The following is a 15,255-nucleotide window of genomic DNA, read 5'->3' as shown; positions in this document are numbered from 1 at the left end:
CAGAATCAGCCGCGATTGGGGATGCGCGCATGACCCGGCTCCGCCTCGGACAGCCGATCGTACCTTACAGCTCGACCGACGACCCGGTGTAGAGGTAGCGGATGCGCTCGCCCAGCTCATCGCGGAGGATGCTGTAGGCATCGAGCCCCGTGCAGTGAAACGTCGCATACCGCGTCGGCCTGCGCGCGAGCTCGCGCGCCATCTCGCGCACCGACGACGCATCCGGCACGCCTCCCGCGCTCGGGGCCGTAAGGTGGAAGCCGGCGATCACCGTATCGATCGGCGCGCCCGCCAGCGCCTCGGCGCGGTCCATGATGTTCAAGATGCCCGCATGGGAGCACCCCGAGACCAGCAGGTAGCGATCGCCTTCATGGACGAGCAGGCTCTGCTCGTGGACAAAGGGGTCCGGCACGAGCCCCGCATCGCGCCGCTCGAGCAGCCGGCCGTTCGACGAGGGCCTCGGCCATGCGCCCTCGACACCCGAGAACAGCATCATGCCGCGTCCAAGCAGGCGCATATCATCGGTCGGAACCAGGCGCGGGCACGTGCCGAGCGAAGCGTCGAGCCCGATATCGTGATGGTGATCGGCCGTCCCCGAAACGTGCTCGGCGAACGCACCGCGTCGCACGTAGATGGGCGCGTCCGCCTGCGCGGCCTCGCTCGCTTCCAGATACGCGCGCAGGCCTCCCCCGTGGTCGTAGTGCCCGTGCGAGATGACGGCGCAGTCGACATGCACGGCATCGACACCCAGCGTCCGCGCGTTGTCGAGAAAGCTGCCGTCGGGCCCCATATCGAACAGTACGCGCGCCCCGTTGGCCTCCAACAGCAGGCTCAGCCCATGCTTTGCCACAAACCGACTCGAAGGCGTGGCGTTTTCCATCAGTACCGTGATCTTCATGGCATCCTCTCCCCAAACACCTGGTAGACACACGAGTGCAAACAAAAGGTACGTCCCCAATTTGCATTTTTGCAAATTGGGGACGTACCTTCAGTTTGCACTTACTCGGGGGCGGACTCGTGGGCGAGGTGGCGGAGCGTGTCGCCCGCGATTCGATAAACCGTCCACTCGTCCATGGCCTCGGCGCCCAAAAATCGGTAGAACCCGATGCTCGACTCGTTCCAGTCAAGGCACCACCACTCGAGCCTGCCGCACCCGCGCTCGCATGCGATGCGCGCCAGGCGCGCCAGCAGCGCGCGCCCGATCCCGCGGCCGCGCCACGCGGGACGCACGTACAGGTCTTCGAGGTACAGGCCGCGCCTGCCCAAAAACGTCGAGAAGTTGTGGAAGAACAGCGCGAACCCGACCGGCCGCCCATCGACCTCGGCGATCAGGACCTGCGCCCCGCCCTCGTCGAACAGCTCGCGCTCGAGCGTCTCCACATCGGCGACCACCTGGTCTTCAAGCTTCTCATAGCGCGCAAGCTCGATGATGAATTCGAGCACGAGCGGCGTGTCCTCGCGCTCAGCGAAGCGAAACCGCACCGGTGTATCCATGGCTCCCCCTTTTCATACGAAAACGCTTCAGCCCCATCATACCCGTCCCCTGTGGCCTACAATGGGAACTTGAGCTCACGGCGCGTCTGCGCCGCAACCGAAAGGATCCGAAGACATGAACGTTACGCGCGCCGAACAGAACGGTATCCTGACGTTTTCCCTCGAGGGGCGACTCGACACCACGACGAGCCCGAAGCTGCACGAGGAGCTGATTCCCGCCATCGACGGCACCCATGACGTGGTGCTCGATTTCTCCCGCCTCGAGTACGTGAGCTCCGCGGGCCTGCGCGTGCTGCTCGCCGCCCAGAAGCAGAGCGCCGCGCGCGGCACGAGCCTCACGCTCACCGGCGTGAACGACGAGATCATGGAGATCTTCGAGATGACGGGCTTCATCGACATCCTCACGATCGAGTAGCCCTAAGCCCCATGGCGGGGCCGGACCCCGCACGGGCACAACCCGCATCTACGCCTCGACGCGCTGCCTGCTCACGAGGTCGGCGAAGTACGGACAGGTCTCCAGCAGCTCGTCGTAGGTGCCGTCTGCCACGATCCCGCCCTGCCGCATGACCAGGATGCGGTCGCAGTGCCGGATCGTCGACAGGCGATGCGCGATGACGACGCGCGTGCTGCGCAGGCTGTCGAGCGAGTCGGACACGATCTTTTGCGTCACGTTGTCCAGCGCGCTGGTCGCCTCGTCGAAAAACAGGATCTTCGGCTTCGGCGCGATGGCGCGCGCGATCATGAGCCGCTGGCGCTGGCCGCCCGAGATGCCGCCGCTGCCCTCGGAGATGATGGTGTGCATCCCCATCGGCATGGCGCGGATATCGTCGGCGATGCCCGCCATCTCGGCCGCCTCCCACGCATCGTCCAGCGTCAACTGGGGTGCTGAGATGACGATGTTCGAGAAGATGTCCCCCTGGAACAGCTTGCCGTCCTGCATCACCACGCCGATATGGCGACGCAGGGAGCGCAGGTCGATCTTGTCGATATCGCGCCCATCGAAGTAGATGGCGCCCTTGCGCGGCTTCTCGAATCCGAGCATGAGGCGCATGAGCGTCGACTTGCCGCAACCGGTCTCGCCGACCACCGCGATATACTGGCCCGGACGGATGCGTAGCGACAGGTTGTGGATGATGTCGGGACCGCCCTCGGTGTAGCGGAAGCTCACCCGGGACAGCTCGATGGAGCCGGACAGGCGCGTCACCACGCGCTTGCCCTCGGACACCTCGGGCACCTCCTTGAGCACCGGCTCGACCATCTCGAGCAGCGGCTGGATCTGCGCCACCACCAGCGCGAGCGACGCGAGCTGGGCCACGCCGCCCGACACCATGCCGTACGACGAGCTGAACGCCATGTAGTCGGCGACCGCGATGCCCGCCGTCGCAGCCACATGGTAGATCACGATGTTGCCCGCAAGCGTGATGGCGGCCGTGAGCGCCGGGCCGACGACAGCGACCCTGGGCAGCCCGTACTGACAGCTCGCCTGCTTGCGATACCCGTCGGCCCAATGGGCGAAGGCGCGCCGCTCGGCACCGGCGAGGCGAATCTTCTGGATGCCGCCGATCAGCGCCAGCACCACGCTCGAGTTCTTGGCCGAATACTGCAGCTGGCGGCGCGCAAAGGAGGCCTTGACGAGGCCCGACACCACGACGATCGCGATGTTCACCAAGGTCACGATAAGCGACGGCAGCACGAGCTGCGGGGCGAACCCGATGGCCTGGACAAGGTACGCCAGCGCGAACACCGAGCTCAAGCCGACCGTCAGCACCATGTCGGACAGCACCGTGCAGACCTGGCGCACGCCCTGCACGCGGCTCGCGAGGTCGCCGGAGCCGTAGCGCTTGAAAAACGACGCAGGCAGCGACAGGACGCGCGCCATGACCGCCGCCTCGATCGAGACGGAAAGGCGCGTCTGCATGCGCGCGAGCACCGCGCTGCGCACGATGTTGATGAGCGAGGAGGACAGCGCCATGCCCACGAGCAGCACGAGCGTCGACATCAGCGCCGTCGAGGCGCCGACGGGGATCACGGTGCCGTAAAGGAACTGCGTGATGACCGGCGTGACGAATCCGAGCAGCGTCGAGGCGCCCGTGGCCACGAGGATCATGGCGTAGTCGGCGGGCGTGAACGAGTCGAGGGCGAAGCGTGCCAGATCGGCCACGCCGAGCTCGCGCAGCGGCAGGGGCCGGTAGAAGCAGATGGCCTCGCGCTGCAGTCTTTTCGCGCTTGCGGCGTCGACGTCCACCGTGCGCTGCTCGCCCCAGTCGAAATACCGGTAGCCCGCGTTCCCGTGCGGGATGAGCGCCACCGGCGACCCGTCCTCTAAAAAGCCGAGGTAGGGACCGGAGGCGTTCCTATACCAGCCGCCCTCGAGCTCAACCGTGCGCCGCATGATGCCCGACGGCCGGCACAGGTACTCGATCTGGTCGTCGATGCCGCCCGGATGCGCGGGTAGCTCGCCTGCGGGCGCATGGAAGAACTTGAGGATCTCGCCGATGGCGTTGGTGGCCTTCTCCTGCTCGTTCAGCGTCTTGGCGGCGGCCTTCTCGCCCATGATGACCGAGGCGAGGTCGGCGAAGGAGTCGGAGAAGCGCTTCTCGTCGTTGCGTTTGCGCTGCTTGATCTGCTCGTCGTACAGTCCCATCTTCGCCTCCCCTACTCGCTCGTGACCAGCGTGGTGTACAGCCCGCCCGCGCGGTACAGCTCCTCGTGCGTCCCACGCTCGACGACGTGCCCGCGATCGAGCACGATGATCTCGTCGCAGTCGCGAATCGTCGACAGGCGGTGCGCCACGACGATGGTCGTGATACCGCGGTCGCGCACCGAGCGCATGACGTCGTATTCGGTCTTGGCGTCGAGCGCGCTGGTGGCCTCGTCCATGATGATGAGGGTCGGATCCTGCGCGAGCACGCGCGCGATCTCCAGGCGCTGGCGCTGGCCGCCGGAGAAGTCGCGGCCGCCCTCGAGGATCTTGTAGCTGTAGCCGCCGTCGCGCTCCATGATCGCATCGTGGATATGGGCGTCGCGCGCCGCCATGATCATCTCGAAGTCCTCGATCGAGCTGTCCCACATCTTGATGTTGTTGGCGATGGTGTCCTCGAACAGCACGATATCCTGGTCGACCACGGCAAGCGACCCGGTCAGGACCTCGCGCATATATGCCTCGCGCGGCTTGCCGTCGAATAGGATCGCGCCCTCCCACGGCTCGTACAGGCCCGAGATGAGCTTGGCGAGCGTCGACTTGCCGCAGCCGGAGGGGCCGACGAACGCCACGCTGCCGCCCGCCTTGAGGTCCAGGCTGAAGTCCTCGATGAGCGGGGCGGCGAGGCGCGAGTAGCCGAAGGTCACGTGCTCCATGGTGAGGCGACCGGACAGCTTGTCGAAGGAGAGTCCCTCCGCGTCGGATGCCGCGGCGGATGCGGGGCCGGATCCAGCCTGCGCAAGGTCGCGCACGTCCCCCGAGGTCACGGATGTCTTCGGCATGCCGCCCGACACGCGGACGTCGTGCACCGAGCGCTCTCCCGGCTCGGGGTCGACCGCCACCGGATAGTCCATCACGTCCTCGATGCGCTCCATGTTCGTGCGCATCTCCTGCAGGCTCTGCGCCGTCGCGATGAGGCTTTGGCACGGTGCCAGGAAGGAGGCCAAAAAGCCCTGGAACGCCATGAGCGCGCCGGGCGTGAACTCGCCCGACATGATCAGCGCGCAGCCCATCACGAGGACCACGGCGTTGGCGATGCCCTGGACGAGGGTCGGGATCTCGCCCAGAAGCTGGTTCACGCGATGGACGTGCACCTCGGAGGAGTTCACCGACGCCTGATAGCCGGCCCAGCGCGCAAAGAAGCCGTTCTCGGCGCCCGACGACTTGATGGACTCGATCATCTCGATGCCCGCCACGGTCGTGCTCGCCAGCTTGCCCTCGTCGCGCATCTGCACGCGCGTGATATTCGTGCGCTTGTTCGAGACGATGCGCGCGACCGCGGCGTTGATGACGGTCGTCGCCAGACCCACAACCGTCAGGACCACGCTGTAGCGCAGCATGACGACCAGGTAGAACACGAGCATGATGAGGTTCAGCGCCGCCGGGGCCACCGCGGAGATGAGCGTGGAGGCGATCGTCGCGTTGGTCGCCTGGCGCGACGCGATGTCGCCCGCCATGCGCTGCGAGAAGAACTCCATGGGCAGGCGCAGCACGTGCCACATGAAGGTCGCGTTGCCCACGATGGCGAACTTGCCCTCGATACGCTCCATGCAGACGGCCCGCACGATGCTCACCGCCGCCTGGACCACCACGACGCCCGCCATGAGCGCCAGCAGCGGATAGAGCCAGTCGGGATTGTCGCCCGTGAGGATGCGGTCGGTGAAGACGCGCGAGAACACCGAGGTCATGATACCCGTCGCGGTGACGAGCAGCGTCGTCGCGATGACGATGGCGAACGCCGGCGCCGAACCGCGCAGGCGCTCGCGCGCGAACCCGAGCACGCTGTGGGGCTTTCCGCCGGGCTCGAACGACGGCCCGGGTTTCATCATGAGGCAGATGCCCGTGAACGCCTGGTCGAACTCCTCCATGGTCACCGTCACGCTGCCGCGCGCCGGATCGGCGAGCACCGCGCGGTCGCCCTTGAAGCCACACAGCACGACGAAGTGGTTGAAGTTCCAGTGGAGGATGCAGGGGAACTGCCCGTGCTCGCGCAGCGCCACAGGCTCGAAGCGATAGCCCTTGGCCTCGAGCCCGTAGGCCCGCGCGGCCTTGAGCAGGTTCGCGGCGTTCGAGCCGTCGCGCGAGACGCCGCAGTCGAGCCTCACCTGCTCGAGCGGGACCCATTTCCTGTAGTATGCGAGCACCATGGCCAGGCTGGCGGCGCCGCATTCGAGCGCTTCCATCTGCATGATGATGGGCACGCGCGCGATCGTGTTCGCCATGGCCCTCCCCTAGCTGCTCAGCAAAAACGATATGGGGCTCACCGAGCCCGTCGTGATGTAGACCTGGTAGAGGCGCCCCGGCTCGAGCGCCCCGTCGACATCGATCTGAACCGGGATGCTCCAGTCGGACGTGACCACGCTGTCGCGGGCGTAGTCGCTCGTCAGGCTCTGCGAGACCTCCTCGACGGAAAGCGGCAGGTCGTCCACCGCAGCGACGGCGCCGTGCTCGCCGGTCGAGAGCTCCACCGTCATGCCGGGAGCCACGTCCGCAGCGTCCTCGGTCGACAGGTAGCATGTGAGCCCGCCGCCGTCCTCCACGGCCACGGCCTCCACCCTCGTGGGCACCGTGCCCGCAACAGACCAGATGAGCACCGCCACGACAAAGGCCGCGGCGGCGGCCAAGGCGATCCAGACGCTCGGCTGGGACACCTTGATGTAATCGTTGAGCTGCTCTGAGGAAGAAATGCGCTTGAGGCTCTTTTCCCTGAAGATGCTTGACGCCATGTACCCGCACCTCCGCACCGATACCCGATAGCCGACACAATGGGATAAGCATACCGCGCGTCCGCCGCGCACCGAAGGCGCCGGGCGAGACGCGCCCTAAAATCGCCGAGACCCGCCTCGCAGGGCATCATGCCGTGCGAGGCGGGTCGGTCGGCGCATCCCTACATCTTCAGCACCTGGCTCAGGGCGCTCCAGAGGACCTCCTGCCCCAGGCGGTTGGGATGCGTGCCGTCGGTATAAAAGGCCTCCAGCGGCAACCCCTCGGCAGAGGCGACGTAGCGGTACGCATCGTAGAGCGATCCGAATGCCCAGCCGTGCTCGGAGCACAGCGACCTCAGCGTGCTCGAGACCTCGGCGAGCGAGAAGTTGTAGGTCTCGCGCACGACCGGCATGCTCGACAGCACGATCATGCGGCCCTGGTAGCGCTCCGCCACGCGTGTGAGCAGCTCCTCGGCATACCTGCGAAAATCCGTCAGCGTCTCGGTGCGGTCGTACGCCCCGCGATCGTTGGTGCCCAAGATGACGATGGCCGCGTCCTCATCGCCCAGCGCGTCCTCGCCCAAGCGGTTGAAGAAGTTCATGCTCCCCCTGCCGCTCACGCTTGCGTTCACCATGGTCGCACCGCGGGCGGCAAGCGCCGAGCGCAGGCGGTTCGCCGCGCAGTCGACCGACGCGGACGGCTCGTAATACGACTCGCCATCGAGGGAGAACAGGAGGTTCTCGGAGCCCGGGACGAACCCGGGAGCCCCCAGACCGGCCATGATGCTGTCGCCGAGGATGCGCACCGAGTCCACCCCCTCGGAGCTCAGCAGCGTGTCGAGGGGCAGCGCGGACGCGAACCCGGCGGGGATCGTCGTGGAAGGGCGCTGCTGGCCGCCAGCGAGCGCGCCGGTATAGGGGTCGAAGCGGTACCAGGTCTGGCCGATCAGGCAATCCCCGTGGACCATGGTTCCTGCGGGCCACGAGTAGTACACGGTCTTGTTCTGGGACGCGAGGTAGCGCCAGCCGTACGTCACCGCGCCCGTCACCTCGTCGAGGTAGTACCAGCTACCGTCGATACCCTGCTCGCCGTAGAGCATCTTTCCGGTGGTGTAGTCGTAGAACACCCACTTTTGGCTCTGCTCGATATAGCGGAAACCTTTGGCCATCTCACCGGTTATCGGATCGAGGTAATACCATCCGCCGTAGCGGAAGTCCTCCCCCTTGACCATGTGGCCCTCGCCGTCGTAGCGCACCCACTTGCCGCGGGAGCGGTCCTCGTTGGACACCGGGATGAACACGTCCTTGTCCGTCGCCATCGTGCCGTCGGCGTCGAACCAGTACCAGGCGTCCGTCTCGGGGTCGTAGACCTGCTTGTCGCGGGCCATGACGCCGTCGTCGTACCAGTAGCGCTCGCCCGCCCATGCCGACCAGCCGGTGCCTCCCGCAGGAGCCTCGGGTCCGGTCTGATCGGGGTTGTCGGGATTGTCAGGAGTCTCGGGTGTATCCGGATCCTCTGGATCACCCGGATCATCCGCATCTCCCGGCGCGTCCGGATCCTCGGGATCGACCGCATCGGAGCCGCCGTCGGTGTCGGGGTCATCGGAGCCGGACAGCTCCGCGTCGGCGTCGCCAGCGGAATCGTCGCCTGCCGGCAGGTCGTCGGCGGCATCTTCCGCATCTGCGGGCGCGGGCGCGCCGATCGCCGGAGCCGTCTCATCGGCGGCGAAAGCGGAAACGGGCACGAGGGCCCCGGTCGCGCAGAGCATCAGGCCGCAGGTAACCGCGAGACTCGCTCGCAGGGAAAGGAATCGAACAGACATATGTCCCCTTGTCGTGTGGATTACCAAGCCTCCATTATAGTTGCTTTCGAATAAGGCAGCCGAGCGGCGGCATGTGCTCGACGCGTTCCCCAGAACACCCACGCTGCGAACACGCGGTCGCGCCGCCACATAGCATCGGGAATGGTCAGCCAAGGTGGGTCAATGACACAAAATGGGCAATTTGGCACGCTAACAGCTTCTGCTGACCCCTTTAGCGTGTCAAACTGCCCAGTTTGTGTCATTGACCCCCTGACGCCTTCACGAGGGGGCTGCACGATCCATCCCGCACTCGGAGCGTCTCACTCCATCAACGAAGCGCTACCATGGAGTAATCGTGCTCCGCGACAACCAGGGAGGAACCATGCGCCCCATGCGACTCGGCAAACGCGCCGTCACCGACCCCGCGCAGATACGCGCCATCATCGAGGCGTGCCAGGTGTTGCGCCTCGGCGTCGTCGATGCGGAAGGGATGTTCATCGTCCCGGTGAACTTCGGCTACGTGTGGGAGGCCGATCAGGCGCTCCCCTGCTTCTACCTGCACTCCGCGCGCGAGGGCCGCAAGGCGGACGCGTTTTATGCGGGCGGGGACCGCGGGGTGCCCGTCGCGTTCGAGCTCGACTGCGACCGGGGCAACATCGTCGGTGACTACAGCTGCGCATACTCGCGCTCCTATGCAAGCATCATGGGAAACGGCACCGTCCGCGCGGTCGAGGACGAGACCGAGCGCCGGTGCGCCCTCGAGCGCATCATGAAGCACGCCGCCCCGGGCTCCGCCGCATCGTTTTCGCCGGAGGGGCTCGCGCGGGTCGCCATCTTCCGTCTCGACGCGAACGAGCTCACCGCCAAGGAACGCAAGCCAAAGGAAAACCGCGAGCCATAAGAGTGCAAATCGGGGACGCACCTTCCGCGTGCACTTGTGCACGCGGAAGGTGCGTCCCCGATTTGCAAAAAGGGTCCCGCGTGGCGGGACCCTTTTTAGCTCGAAGCTTGTGCAGCAGATGCTACTCGGCAGCGGCCTCAGTGGCCTCGACCTCAGCAGCGGTCTCCTCGGCGGGAGCCACAGCAGGGGCCTTGGCGGCCTCGGCGGCAGCCTTCTTCTCGAACTCGGCGGCACGCTTGGCCTTGGCAGCGGCCTTGGCCTCACGCTCAGCAGCGCGCTTGGCCTGCTCCTCCTCGGCCTTCTTGGCACGGGCGGCCTTCTTGGCGGCCTCGCGCTCGAGAGCGGCCTGGGCGGCGCCACCGAACTTGTCGGCGAAGCGCTGAACGCGTCCGCCGGTGTCGACGAACTTCTGCTGGCCCGTGTAGAACGGGTGGCACTCATTGCAGAGCTCGACGACGATCTCGGACTTGGTCGAGCGGGTCTTGAAGGTGTTGCCGCAGCTGCAGCGCACCGTGCACTCGACGTACTCCGGATGGATTCCAGACTTCATGGCAGGGCTCCTCTTCTTCGTTGTCCTGGTTACCAATCAGGACATAAGGGGTGTCTTGGTTTCCGACCAAGACAAAACAGCCTGCCTAGAATACCACATCCGCATCATGGCCACAAAAGGCACACGCAACGCTGCATGCAGGCGCGCGGACCGCACGTCAGCCCCGCCGTCCCGCCCGTGCGAGCGCCACCGCATCGAGCGCGAGGACGATGACGCCCAGCACGACCGAGCAGAGCACGAACGCATCGGCTGTGTCGAGAATCGCCGCGAGGTCGCCCGTCTCGGCCTCGCACTTGAAGTACACGACCGTCAGGACAACCGAGGCCAGCGCTGCAGCAAAGCTTGCGAGTACACATGCCCGTGTCTCCTCTGCAGGATTGCGCCCGCGGCGGCGAGCGCGACCGCAAGCACGCCCAGAACGATCTGCGCCAATGAAATTCCGACCGTCTCCATGGCTCCTCCCATCGCTCGACTACTTATCATCCTACCCAGCACCCCCCCCTCATACGCTTCATCACAATGTCTCGCACACATTGCCCGCCGTGCGCGCACGCGTTGCCGCCAATCGGTACAATGGGGTCGCATATTCACCGCATAAGAGAAGGGTCCCCCATGGCCGAGACCGCATCCAACCGTATCGTCATCACCGTGCTGGGCAAGAACCGTCCGGGCATCGTCGCCGGCGTCACGCGCGTCCTGGGCGAGGCGAACGTCGACATCCGCGACATCACCCAGTCCATCCTCGACGACATCTTCACCATGACCATGCTTGCCGACATCTCCGCCTCAAAGCTCGACTTCCACGAGCTGCAGGGCGCGCTCACCGAAGCCGGCGAGCTCTCGGGCGTCACCGTGACCGTCCAGCGCGAGGACGTCTTCAACTTCATGTACCGCCTGTAGAGCCAAAAGGTCCGCGCAGCCCCCGCGCGCCTTACGAAAGGGACGCCATGATTGTGTTTTCCGACATGGACGGAACGTTCCTCACGAGCACCAAGGCCGTGAGCGTACGCTCCCTGGAAGCGCTCGACGCGCTTGCCGCGCGCGGCATCGAGTTCGTCCCCTGCACGGGGCGCGCGCTCGTGGGCATTCCGCCCGAGGTGCTCGGCCACCCGGCGGTGCACTATGCCATCAGCTCGAACGGAGCGGTCGTCAGCAGGCTCGACCCCGAGAACAAGACCGCGGACGCGGCCACCGCGCTGCGCCTGGTCCCCCTGGCGCCCGAGAGCGCCCTTGCGGTCTGGGACATCGCGCGCGACCACGACGTGACGTTCGACATCTTCGCCGACGGCCACAGCTACCTGCGCCGCGACCTGTACGACCGCATGGCGGAGTTCGTCCCGGACCCGAGCACGCTCGCATCCATGCGCTGGAACCGCACGCCGGTCGACGAGGAGCCCGAGCAGACGATCGCGCGCGTCGACACGCTCGAGCGCCTCGCCATGTACTGGTACGACCCGAGCGACCGCGACGCCATCGTCGAGGCGCTCCGCCATGTCGACAACATCACCGTGACCCGCTCCTACCCCATGAACATAGAGGTCATGGACAAGGATGCGTCCAAGGCGGCGTCGATGGCGTGGCTGTGCGATCAGCTGGGCATGAGCGCTGCCGATGCCGTCGCGTTCGGCGATAACTTCAACGACATGAGCATGATCGAGCTTGCGGGTCTCGGCGTGGCCGTCGCGAACGCCGAGACCGAGGTGCGCGAGGCGGCGGACATGTGCTGCGCGAGCAACGACGAGGACGGCGTGGCCAGCGTCATCCTCGAACGCCTTAGCACCTGCTGATGGGTTCGTTGGGGACGGGTTCGTTTGAACACATGAAGGGGCGTTGGCCGTGCATGTCGTCGGCCAGCGCCCCTCCGCCTATCTATTCGGCCCCCTTTTTCAGTTAGCTCAAGCTCTCCAGCACGCGGCGCAGCTCCGCCTGCACGGCATGGTCGCGGTTGCAGCCGACCACGCGATCCGCCACGGCGCGCAGGGCGGGGCGGCCGTTCGCCATCGCGCAGCCGCATCCGACGAGACGGATGATCTCGTAGTCGTTCATGGAGTCGCCGAAGGCCATGACCTCCTCGGGCGCGATGCCGTAATGGTCCATGAGCTGCGCGATGCCGGTCGCCTTCGACACGCCCACCTGCATGGCGTCGATCCACGCATTGCCCGAAGGCGCGAACACGAACTCGTCGCCCAGCTCGCGCGACAGCACGTACGCGTAATCCATCACCGCGCCGTCGTCGCAAAACACGCTCGCCTTGATGATGTTGACCTCGGCGCTCGGCAGCTCCCAGATCCGCTCGACGTTTGGAAGGTCCTTGTCGACCTCGCGCACGAACTTGCCCTCGTCGTCGAGCAGGTAGGACTTCGTGCGGTCGAACAGCGCCAGGTGCAGGTTGTCGAACATGCCGACGGTGCGCGCCAGCCTTTTTATGGCCAGGTGCGAATAGACCTCGCGGTCGACGAGCTCGCCTTCCGCATACACCTGCGCGCCGTTGGACGCGACGAAATCCATCAGGTCGACCACGGGCTCGAAGAACTCGCACAGGCGATCGTAGCGACGGCCCGAGGAGGCGGCGAAGCGCACGCCCTTCTCGCGCAGCGCGCGGATGAGGTCATAGGTCTCGGGCGGCACTTGACTGCGCTCGTCGAGCAGCGTGCCGTCCATATCGGATGCGATGAGTTTGATCATAGGGGCATTCCCTTCATTTCCTATCCTTTAGCACACTGTGGGGCTTCCTACCCAAAAACAGCCCGGACCTAACAGGAATCCGGGCTGTCTGACCATACCTTTACGTCTCCATGACACGCGCGTGGCGCACAGCGGCGCCAGACCGGCTGCGCTCGCGCCGGATGACGCCATGGGCGCCTATGCGCTGATAAGGCGATCGTAGATGGCCTCGAGGTCTGCCGCGCAAAGCGGCTTGATGGTGTTGGAGGGACTGCCGCTCGCCATGGCGTCGGCCGCCATCTTGGGGATCTGCGCCCGAAACGCGGCCTCATCGATGCCGTGCTCGCGCAGCGTCGGGATCCGCAGCTCCTCGAGCAGGCCCTGCAGCGCGTCGAGCAGCTCCAGGGCGGCCGCCCGATCGTCCTCGGCGCGGCTCACGCCGGCATCGCGCGCGACGGCGGCGAACTGCGGATAGGCCCCGTCGACCACGAAGCGCAGGCACTCGAGCACGATCATGGCGTTCGACAGGCCGTGCGGCACATGGAACAGCGCGCCGATGGGCCGGCTCATGCCGTGCACGATCGTGACGCTGGCGTTCGAGAAGGCGATGCCCGCCTCCGTCGCGGCGATGGCCATCTGCTCGCGCGCCCCCACGTTTGCCCCGTCGCGCCAGCACGCCGGCAGGTTCGCGAAGATGCGCCTGATGGCGGAGACCGAGAAGGTGTAGCTCATCGGCTGCATCCTTCTCGACGTCGCCGCCTCGAGCGCATGGCACAGCGCGTCCACGCCCGCGTTGGCGGTGACGTCGGCCGGCGCCGTGAGCGTGAAGCGCGGATCCACGATGGCGACGTCCGGCATGACCGAGGGACCGGCGAGCAGCATCTTCACGTCATCGCGCGTGTTGCTGATGATGGTGAACCGCGTCACCTCCGACCCGGTTCCCGCCGTGGTGGGAATCGCCACGAGCGGCGGCCGGTCGCAGGCGATCTCGGCGCCCATCTGGTCGTCGATATCCGCGTCGAGGGCGACCATGCAGGCGATGGCCTTCATGGCGTCGATGGGGCTGCCGCCGCCGAGCCCGATGTACATGTCGCACGGCCAGGCGCGGGCGCGCTCGACCCCGCGCGCGACCATCTCGTCGGTCGGCTCGCCGGTGATCTCGCTGAACGCCTCGCACGAGATGCCGACCGAGGCGAGCGCGCCTGTCAGCACCTCGAGATTGCCGAGCGATACCATCAGCGGGTCGCATACCACGAAGGCGCGCGTGCCGAACGACCGCAGCACCTCAAGCGACGCCTCGAGCGCGCCCTCTCCCGTCACGATGCGGCCGGGCACGGTGAATTGATGGGCCATCTGTCACTCCTTCCCCATGATGACGGCGGTGCGGTAGCCGCCGGGCTGCACGGCGTGCTCGAAGGCCGCCGTGATGTCGTCGAACGGGTAGCGGGCGCTCACGAGCGTCGACACGTCGATGATGCCCTCGCCCAGAAGCCGGCACGACTCCTTGAAGTCGACGTAGTCGGCCATGAGGGTCCCGTAGAGCTCCATCTTGCCGTAATGGATCTTGTTCACGTCGACGCCGACCTCGGGCGCGGGGTAGCCCGCCGCGAAGAAGAGCACCTTGCCGTGGAACTTCTTGAGCATGGCGAAGGCCTGCTGGTCGGCGAGCGTGAGGCCCACGGCGATCACGACGCTGTCGGCCCCGCGCCCGCCGGTGCGGCGGCGGACCTCCTCCACGGCGTCGCACGCCGAGCCGTCGACCACCTCGAGCCCGAGCCGCTCGGCCACGCCGACCTTCTCGGGGCTCACCTCGGTCACGATGACGCGCGCACCGCTGCGCGCCGCCACGAGGGCGTTCAGCACGCCCATGGTGCCCGCGCCGATCACGACGATCGTCTCGCCCTCGTGCGGGTCGATCTTGCGCAGGCCGTTCACCACCGTCGCGAGCGGCTCCAGGAAGCCCGCCTCGGGAGCCGGGATGCGATGCGCGAACTTGTAGATGGACTCCTGCGACTGCACGACATGCTCGGCGCAGCCCTCGTAGCGTCCAAAGTAGCCGTCGTCCCACTGCGTGTCGTAAGACTTCACGCCCGGCGCCTCCGAGGTGCGACCCGCGCGGGCCTCGTCCGAATAGGGGTCGTACTCGTGCGAGCCGCCCACGAAATCGCCGGGCTCGATGCCGCGCACCGCCTCGCCGACCTGGAGCACCTCGCCCGCCCACTCATGGCCGAACGTCATGGGCAGCGGGCGGTTTGTCCGCTTGCCGCTCCACAGACCGAATTCCGAGGTGCACAGGTTGCACGACAGGATCTTGACGAGCACGTCATGCGGAGCGAGGTCGCGCAGGCGGCGCGTGACGATCCGGGCGTCGCGGACGCCTGCGATGATGGCCGCGCGGGTCTCGGTGACGATGGGTTTCATGGTCTCCCCTTTCTGCC

The 15,255-nt window shown here is 66.5% G+C and carries 16 protein-coding genes; 4 read left to right on the top strand and 12 right to left on the bottom strand.

Annotated features, from left to right (window positions below; all coding sequences use genetic code 11):
- Positions 1 to 64: 64 nt before the first annotated feature.
- Together QVN30_RS01390 and QVN30_RS01385 are read right to left on the bottom strand one after the other, a co-directional pair.
- Positions 65 to 898 carry an MBL fold metallo-hydrolase gene (locus QVN30_RS01390; protein ID WP_289835135.1) on the bottom strand — a complete coding sequence of 278 codons (834 nt, stop codon included), beginning with the start codon at positions 896 to 898 and terminating at the stop codon, positions 65 to 67.
- A gap of 101 nt (positions 899 to 999) precedes the next feature.
- Positions 1,000 to 1,494, bottom strand: a complete 495-nt coding sequence (locus tag QVN30_RS01385) for a GNAT family N-acetyltransferase (RefSeq protein WP_289835133.1) — start codon at positions 1,492 to 1,494, stop codon at positions 1,000 to 1,002.
- 115 nt (positions 1,495 to 1,609) lie between these two features.
- Between QVN30_RS01385 and QVN30_RS01380 the strand changes: the two genes are divergently transcribed.
- Positions 1,610 to 1,909 carry an STAS domain-containing protein gene (locus QVN30_RS01380; RefSeq protein ID WP_204564013.1) on the top strand — a complete coding sequence of 100 codons (300 nt, stop codon included), beginning with the start codon at positions 1,610 to 1,612 and terminating at the stop codon, positions 1,907 to 1,909.
- A gap of 48 nt (positions 1,910 to 1,957) precedes the next feature.
- Here QVN30_RS01380 and QVN30_RS01375 read toward each other — a convergent pair whose 3' ends face one another.
- The 4 genes from QVN30_RS01375 to QVN30_RS01360 all read right to left on the bottom strand — a co-directional run bounded on the left by QVN30_RS01375 (position 1,958) and on the right by QVN30_RS01360 (position 8,723).
- Entirely contained in the window at positions 1,958 to 4,138 is a 2,181-nt protein-coding gene (locus tag QVN30_RS01375; protein ID WP_289835132.1) for an NHLP bacteriocin export ABC transporter permease/ATPase subunit, read from the bottom strand.
- 11 nt (positions 4,139 to 4,149) lie between these two features.
- Positions 4,150 to 6,417 carry an NHLP family bacteriocin export ABC transporter peptidase/permease/ATPase subunit gene (locus QVN30_RS01370; RefSeq protein ID WP_289835131.1) on the bottom strand — a complete coding sequence of 756 codons (2,268 nt, stop codon included), beginning with the start codon at positions 6,415 to 6,417 and terminating at the stop codon, positions 4,150 to 4,152.
- Positions 6,418 to 6,426: 9 nt separating this feature from the next.
- Positions 6,427 to 6,921, bottom strand: a complete 495-nt coding sequence (locus QVN30_RS01365) for a hypothetical protein (protein WP_289835130.1) — start codon at positions 6,919 to 6,921, stop codon at positions 6,427 to 6,429.
- Positions 6,922 to 7,082: 161 nt separating this feature from the next.
- On the bottom strand, positions 7,083 to 8,723 hold the full coding sequence (locus QVN30_RS01360) for an SGNH/GDSL hydrolase family protein (protein WP_289835128.1): 1,641 nt from the start codon (positions 8,721 to 8,723) through the stop codon (positions 7,083 to 7,085).
- A 361-nt stretch (positions 8,724 to 9,084) separates the two neighbouring features.
- Between QVN30_RS01360 and QVN30_RS01355 the strand changes: the two genes are divergently transcribed.
- The gene (locus tag QVN30_RS01355) at positions 9,085 to 9,603 is read left to right on the top strand and encodes a pyridoxamine 5'-phosphate oxidase family protein (protein WP_289835126.1); all 519 of its coding nucleotides are present in this window, start codon (positions 9,085 to 9,087) and stop codon (positions 9,601 to 9,603) included.
- 121 nt (positions 9,604 to 9,724) lie between these two features.
- On the opposite strand, the gene rpmE is transcribed toward QVN30_RS01355, so the two are convergent.
- The 3 genes from rpmE to QVN30_RS01340 all read right to left on the bottom strand — a co-directional run bounded on the left by rpmE (position 9,725) and on the right by QVN30_RS01340 (position 10,606).
- Positions 9,725 to 10,153, bottom strand: coding sequence for a 50S ribosomal protein L31 (rpmE, locus tag QVN30_RS01350; protein ID WP_289835124.1), 429 nt, complete (start codon positions 10,151 to 10,153; stop codon positions 9,725 to 9,727).
- Positions 10,154 to 10,310: 157 nt separating this feature from the next.
- On the bottom strand, positions 10,311 to 10,457 hold the full coding sequence (locus QVN30_RS01345) for a hypothetical protein (RefSeq protein ID WP_289835122.1): 147 nt from the start codon (positions 10,455 to 10,457) through the stop codon (positions 10,311 to 10,313).
- Between the two features lie 5 nt (positions 10,458 to 10,462).
- A complete protein-coding gene (locus tag QVN30_RS01340; protein ID WP_289835121.1) occupies positions 10,463 to 10,606 on the bottom strand; it encodes a hypothetical protein in 144 nt (47 codons plus the stop codon).
- Positions 10,607 to 10,765: 159 nt separating this feature from the next.
- Here QVN30_RS01340 and QVN30_RS01335 point away from each other — a divergent pair, with 159 nt between their 5' ends.
- A complete protein-coding gene (locus tag QVN30_RS01335; protein WP_066834204.1) occupies positions 10,766 to 11,053 on the top strand; it encodes an ACT domain-containing protein in 288 nt (95 codons plus the stop codon).
- A 47-nt stretch (positions 11,054 to 11,100) separates the two neighbouring features.
- A complete protein-coding gene (locus QVN30_RS01330; protein ID WP_289835119.1) occupies positions 11,101 to 11,940 on the top strand; it encodes an HAD family hydrolase in 840 nt (279 codons plus the stop codon).
- Positions 11,941 to 12,043: 103 nt separating this feature from the next.
- Here the strand turns inward: QVN30_RS01330 and QVN30_RS01325 are convergent, their stop codons facing one another.
- The 3 genes from QVN30_RS01325 to QVN30_RS01315 form a co-directional block, all read right to left on the bottom strand.
- Entirely contained in the window at positions 12,044 to 12,838 is a 795-nt protein-coding gene (locus QVN30_RS01325; RefSeq protein ID WP_289835117.1) for a Cof-type HAD-IIB family hydrolase, read from the bottom strand.
- Positions 12,839 to 13,015: 177 nt separating this feature from the next.
- Positions 13,016 to 14,170 carry an iron-containing alcohol dehydrogenase gene (locus tag QVN30_RS01320; RefSeq protein WP_204587782.1) on the bottom strand — a complete coding sequence of 385 codons (1,155 nt, stop codon included), beginning with the start codon at positions 14,168 to 14,170 and terminating at the stop codon, positions 13,016 to 13,018.
- Between the two features lie 3 nt (positions 14,171 to 14,173).
- Entirely contained in the window at positions 14,174 to 15,238 is a 1,065-nt protein-coding gene (locus tag QVN30_RS01315) for a zinc-dependent alcohol dehydrogenase (RefSeq protein WP_289835112.1), read from the bottom strand.
- Positions 15,239 to 15,255 lie beyond the last annotated feature (17 nt).

The sequence above is a fragment of the Collinsella ihumii genome (genome assembly GCF_030385545.1).
GTDB classification, from domain to species: domain Bacteria; phylum Actinomycetota; class Coriobacteriia; order Coriobacteriales; family Coriobacteriaceae; genus Collinsella; species Collinsella ihumii.
This window is presented reverse-complemented; position numbering and strand designations above follow the sequence as displayed.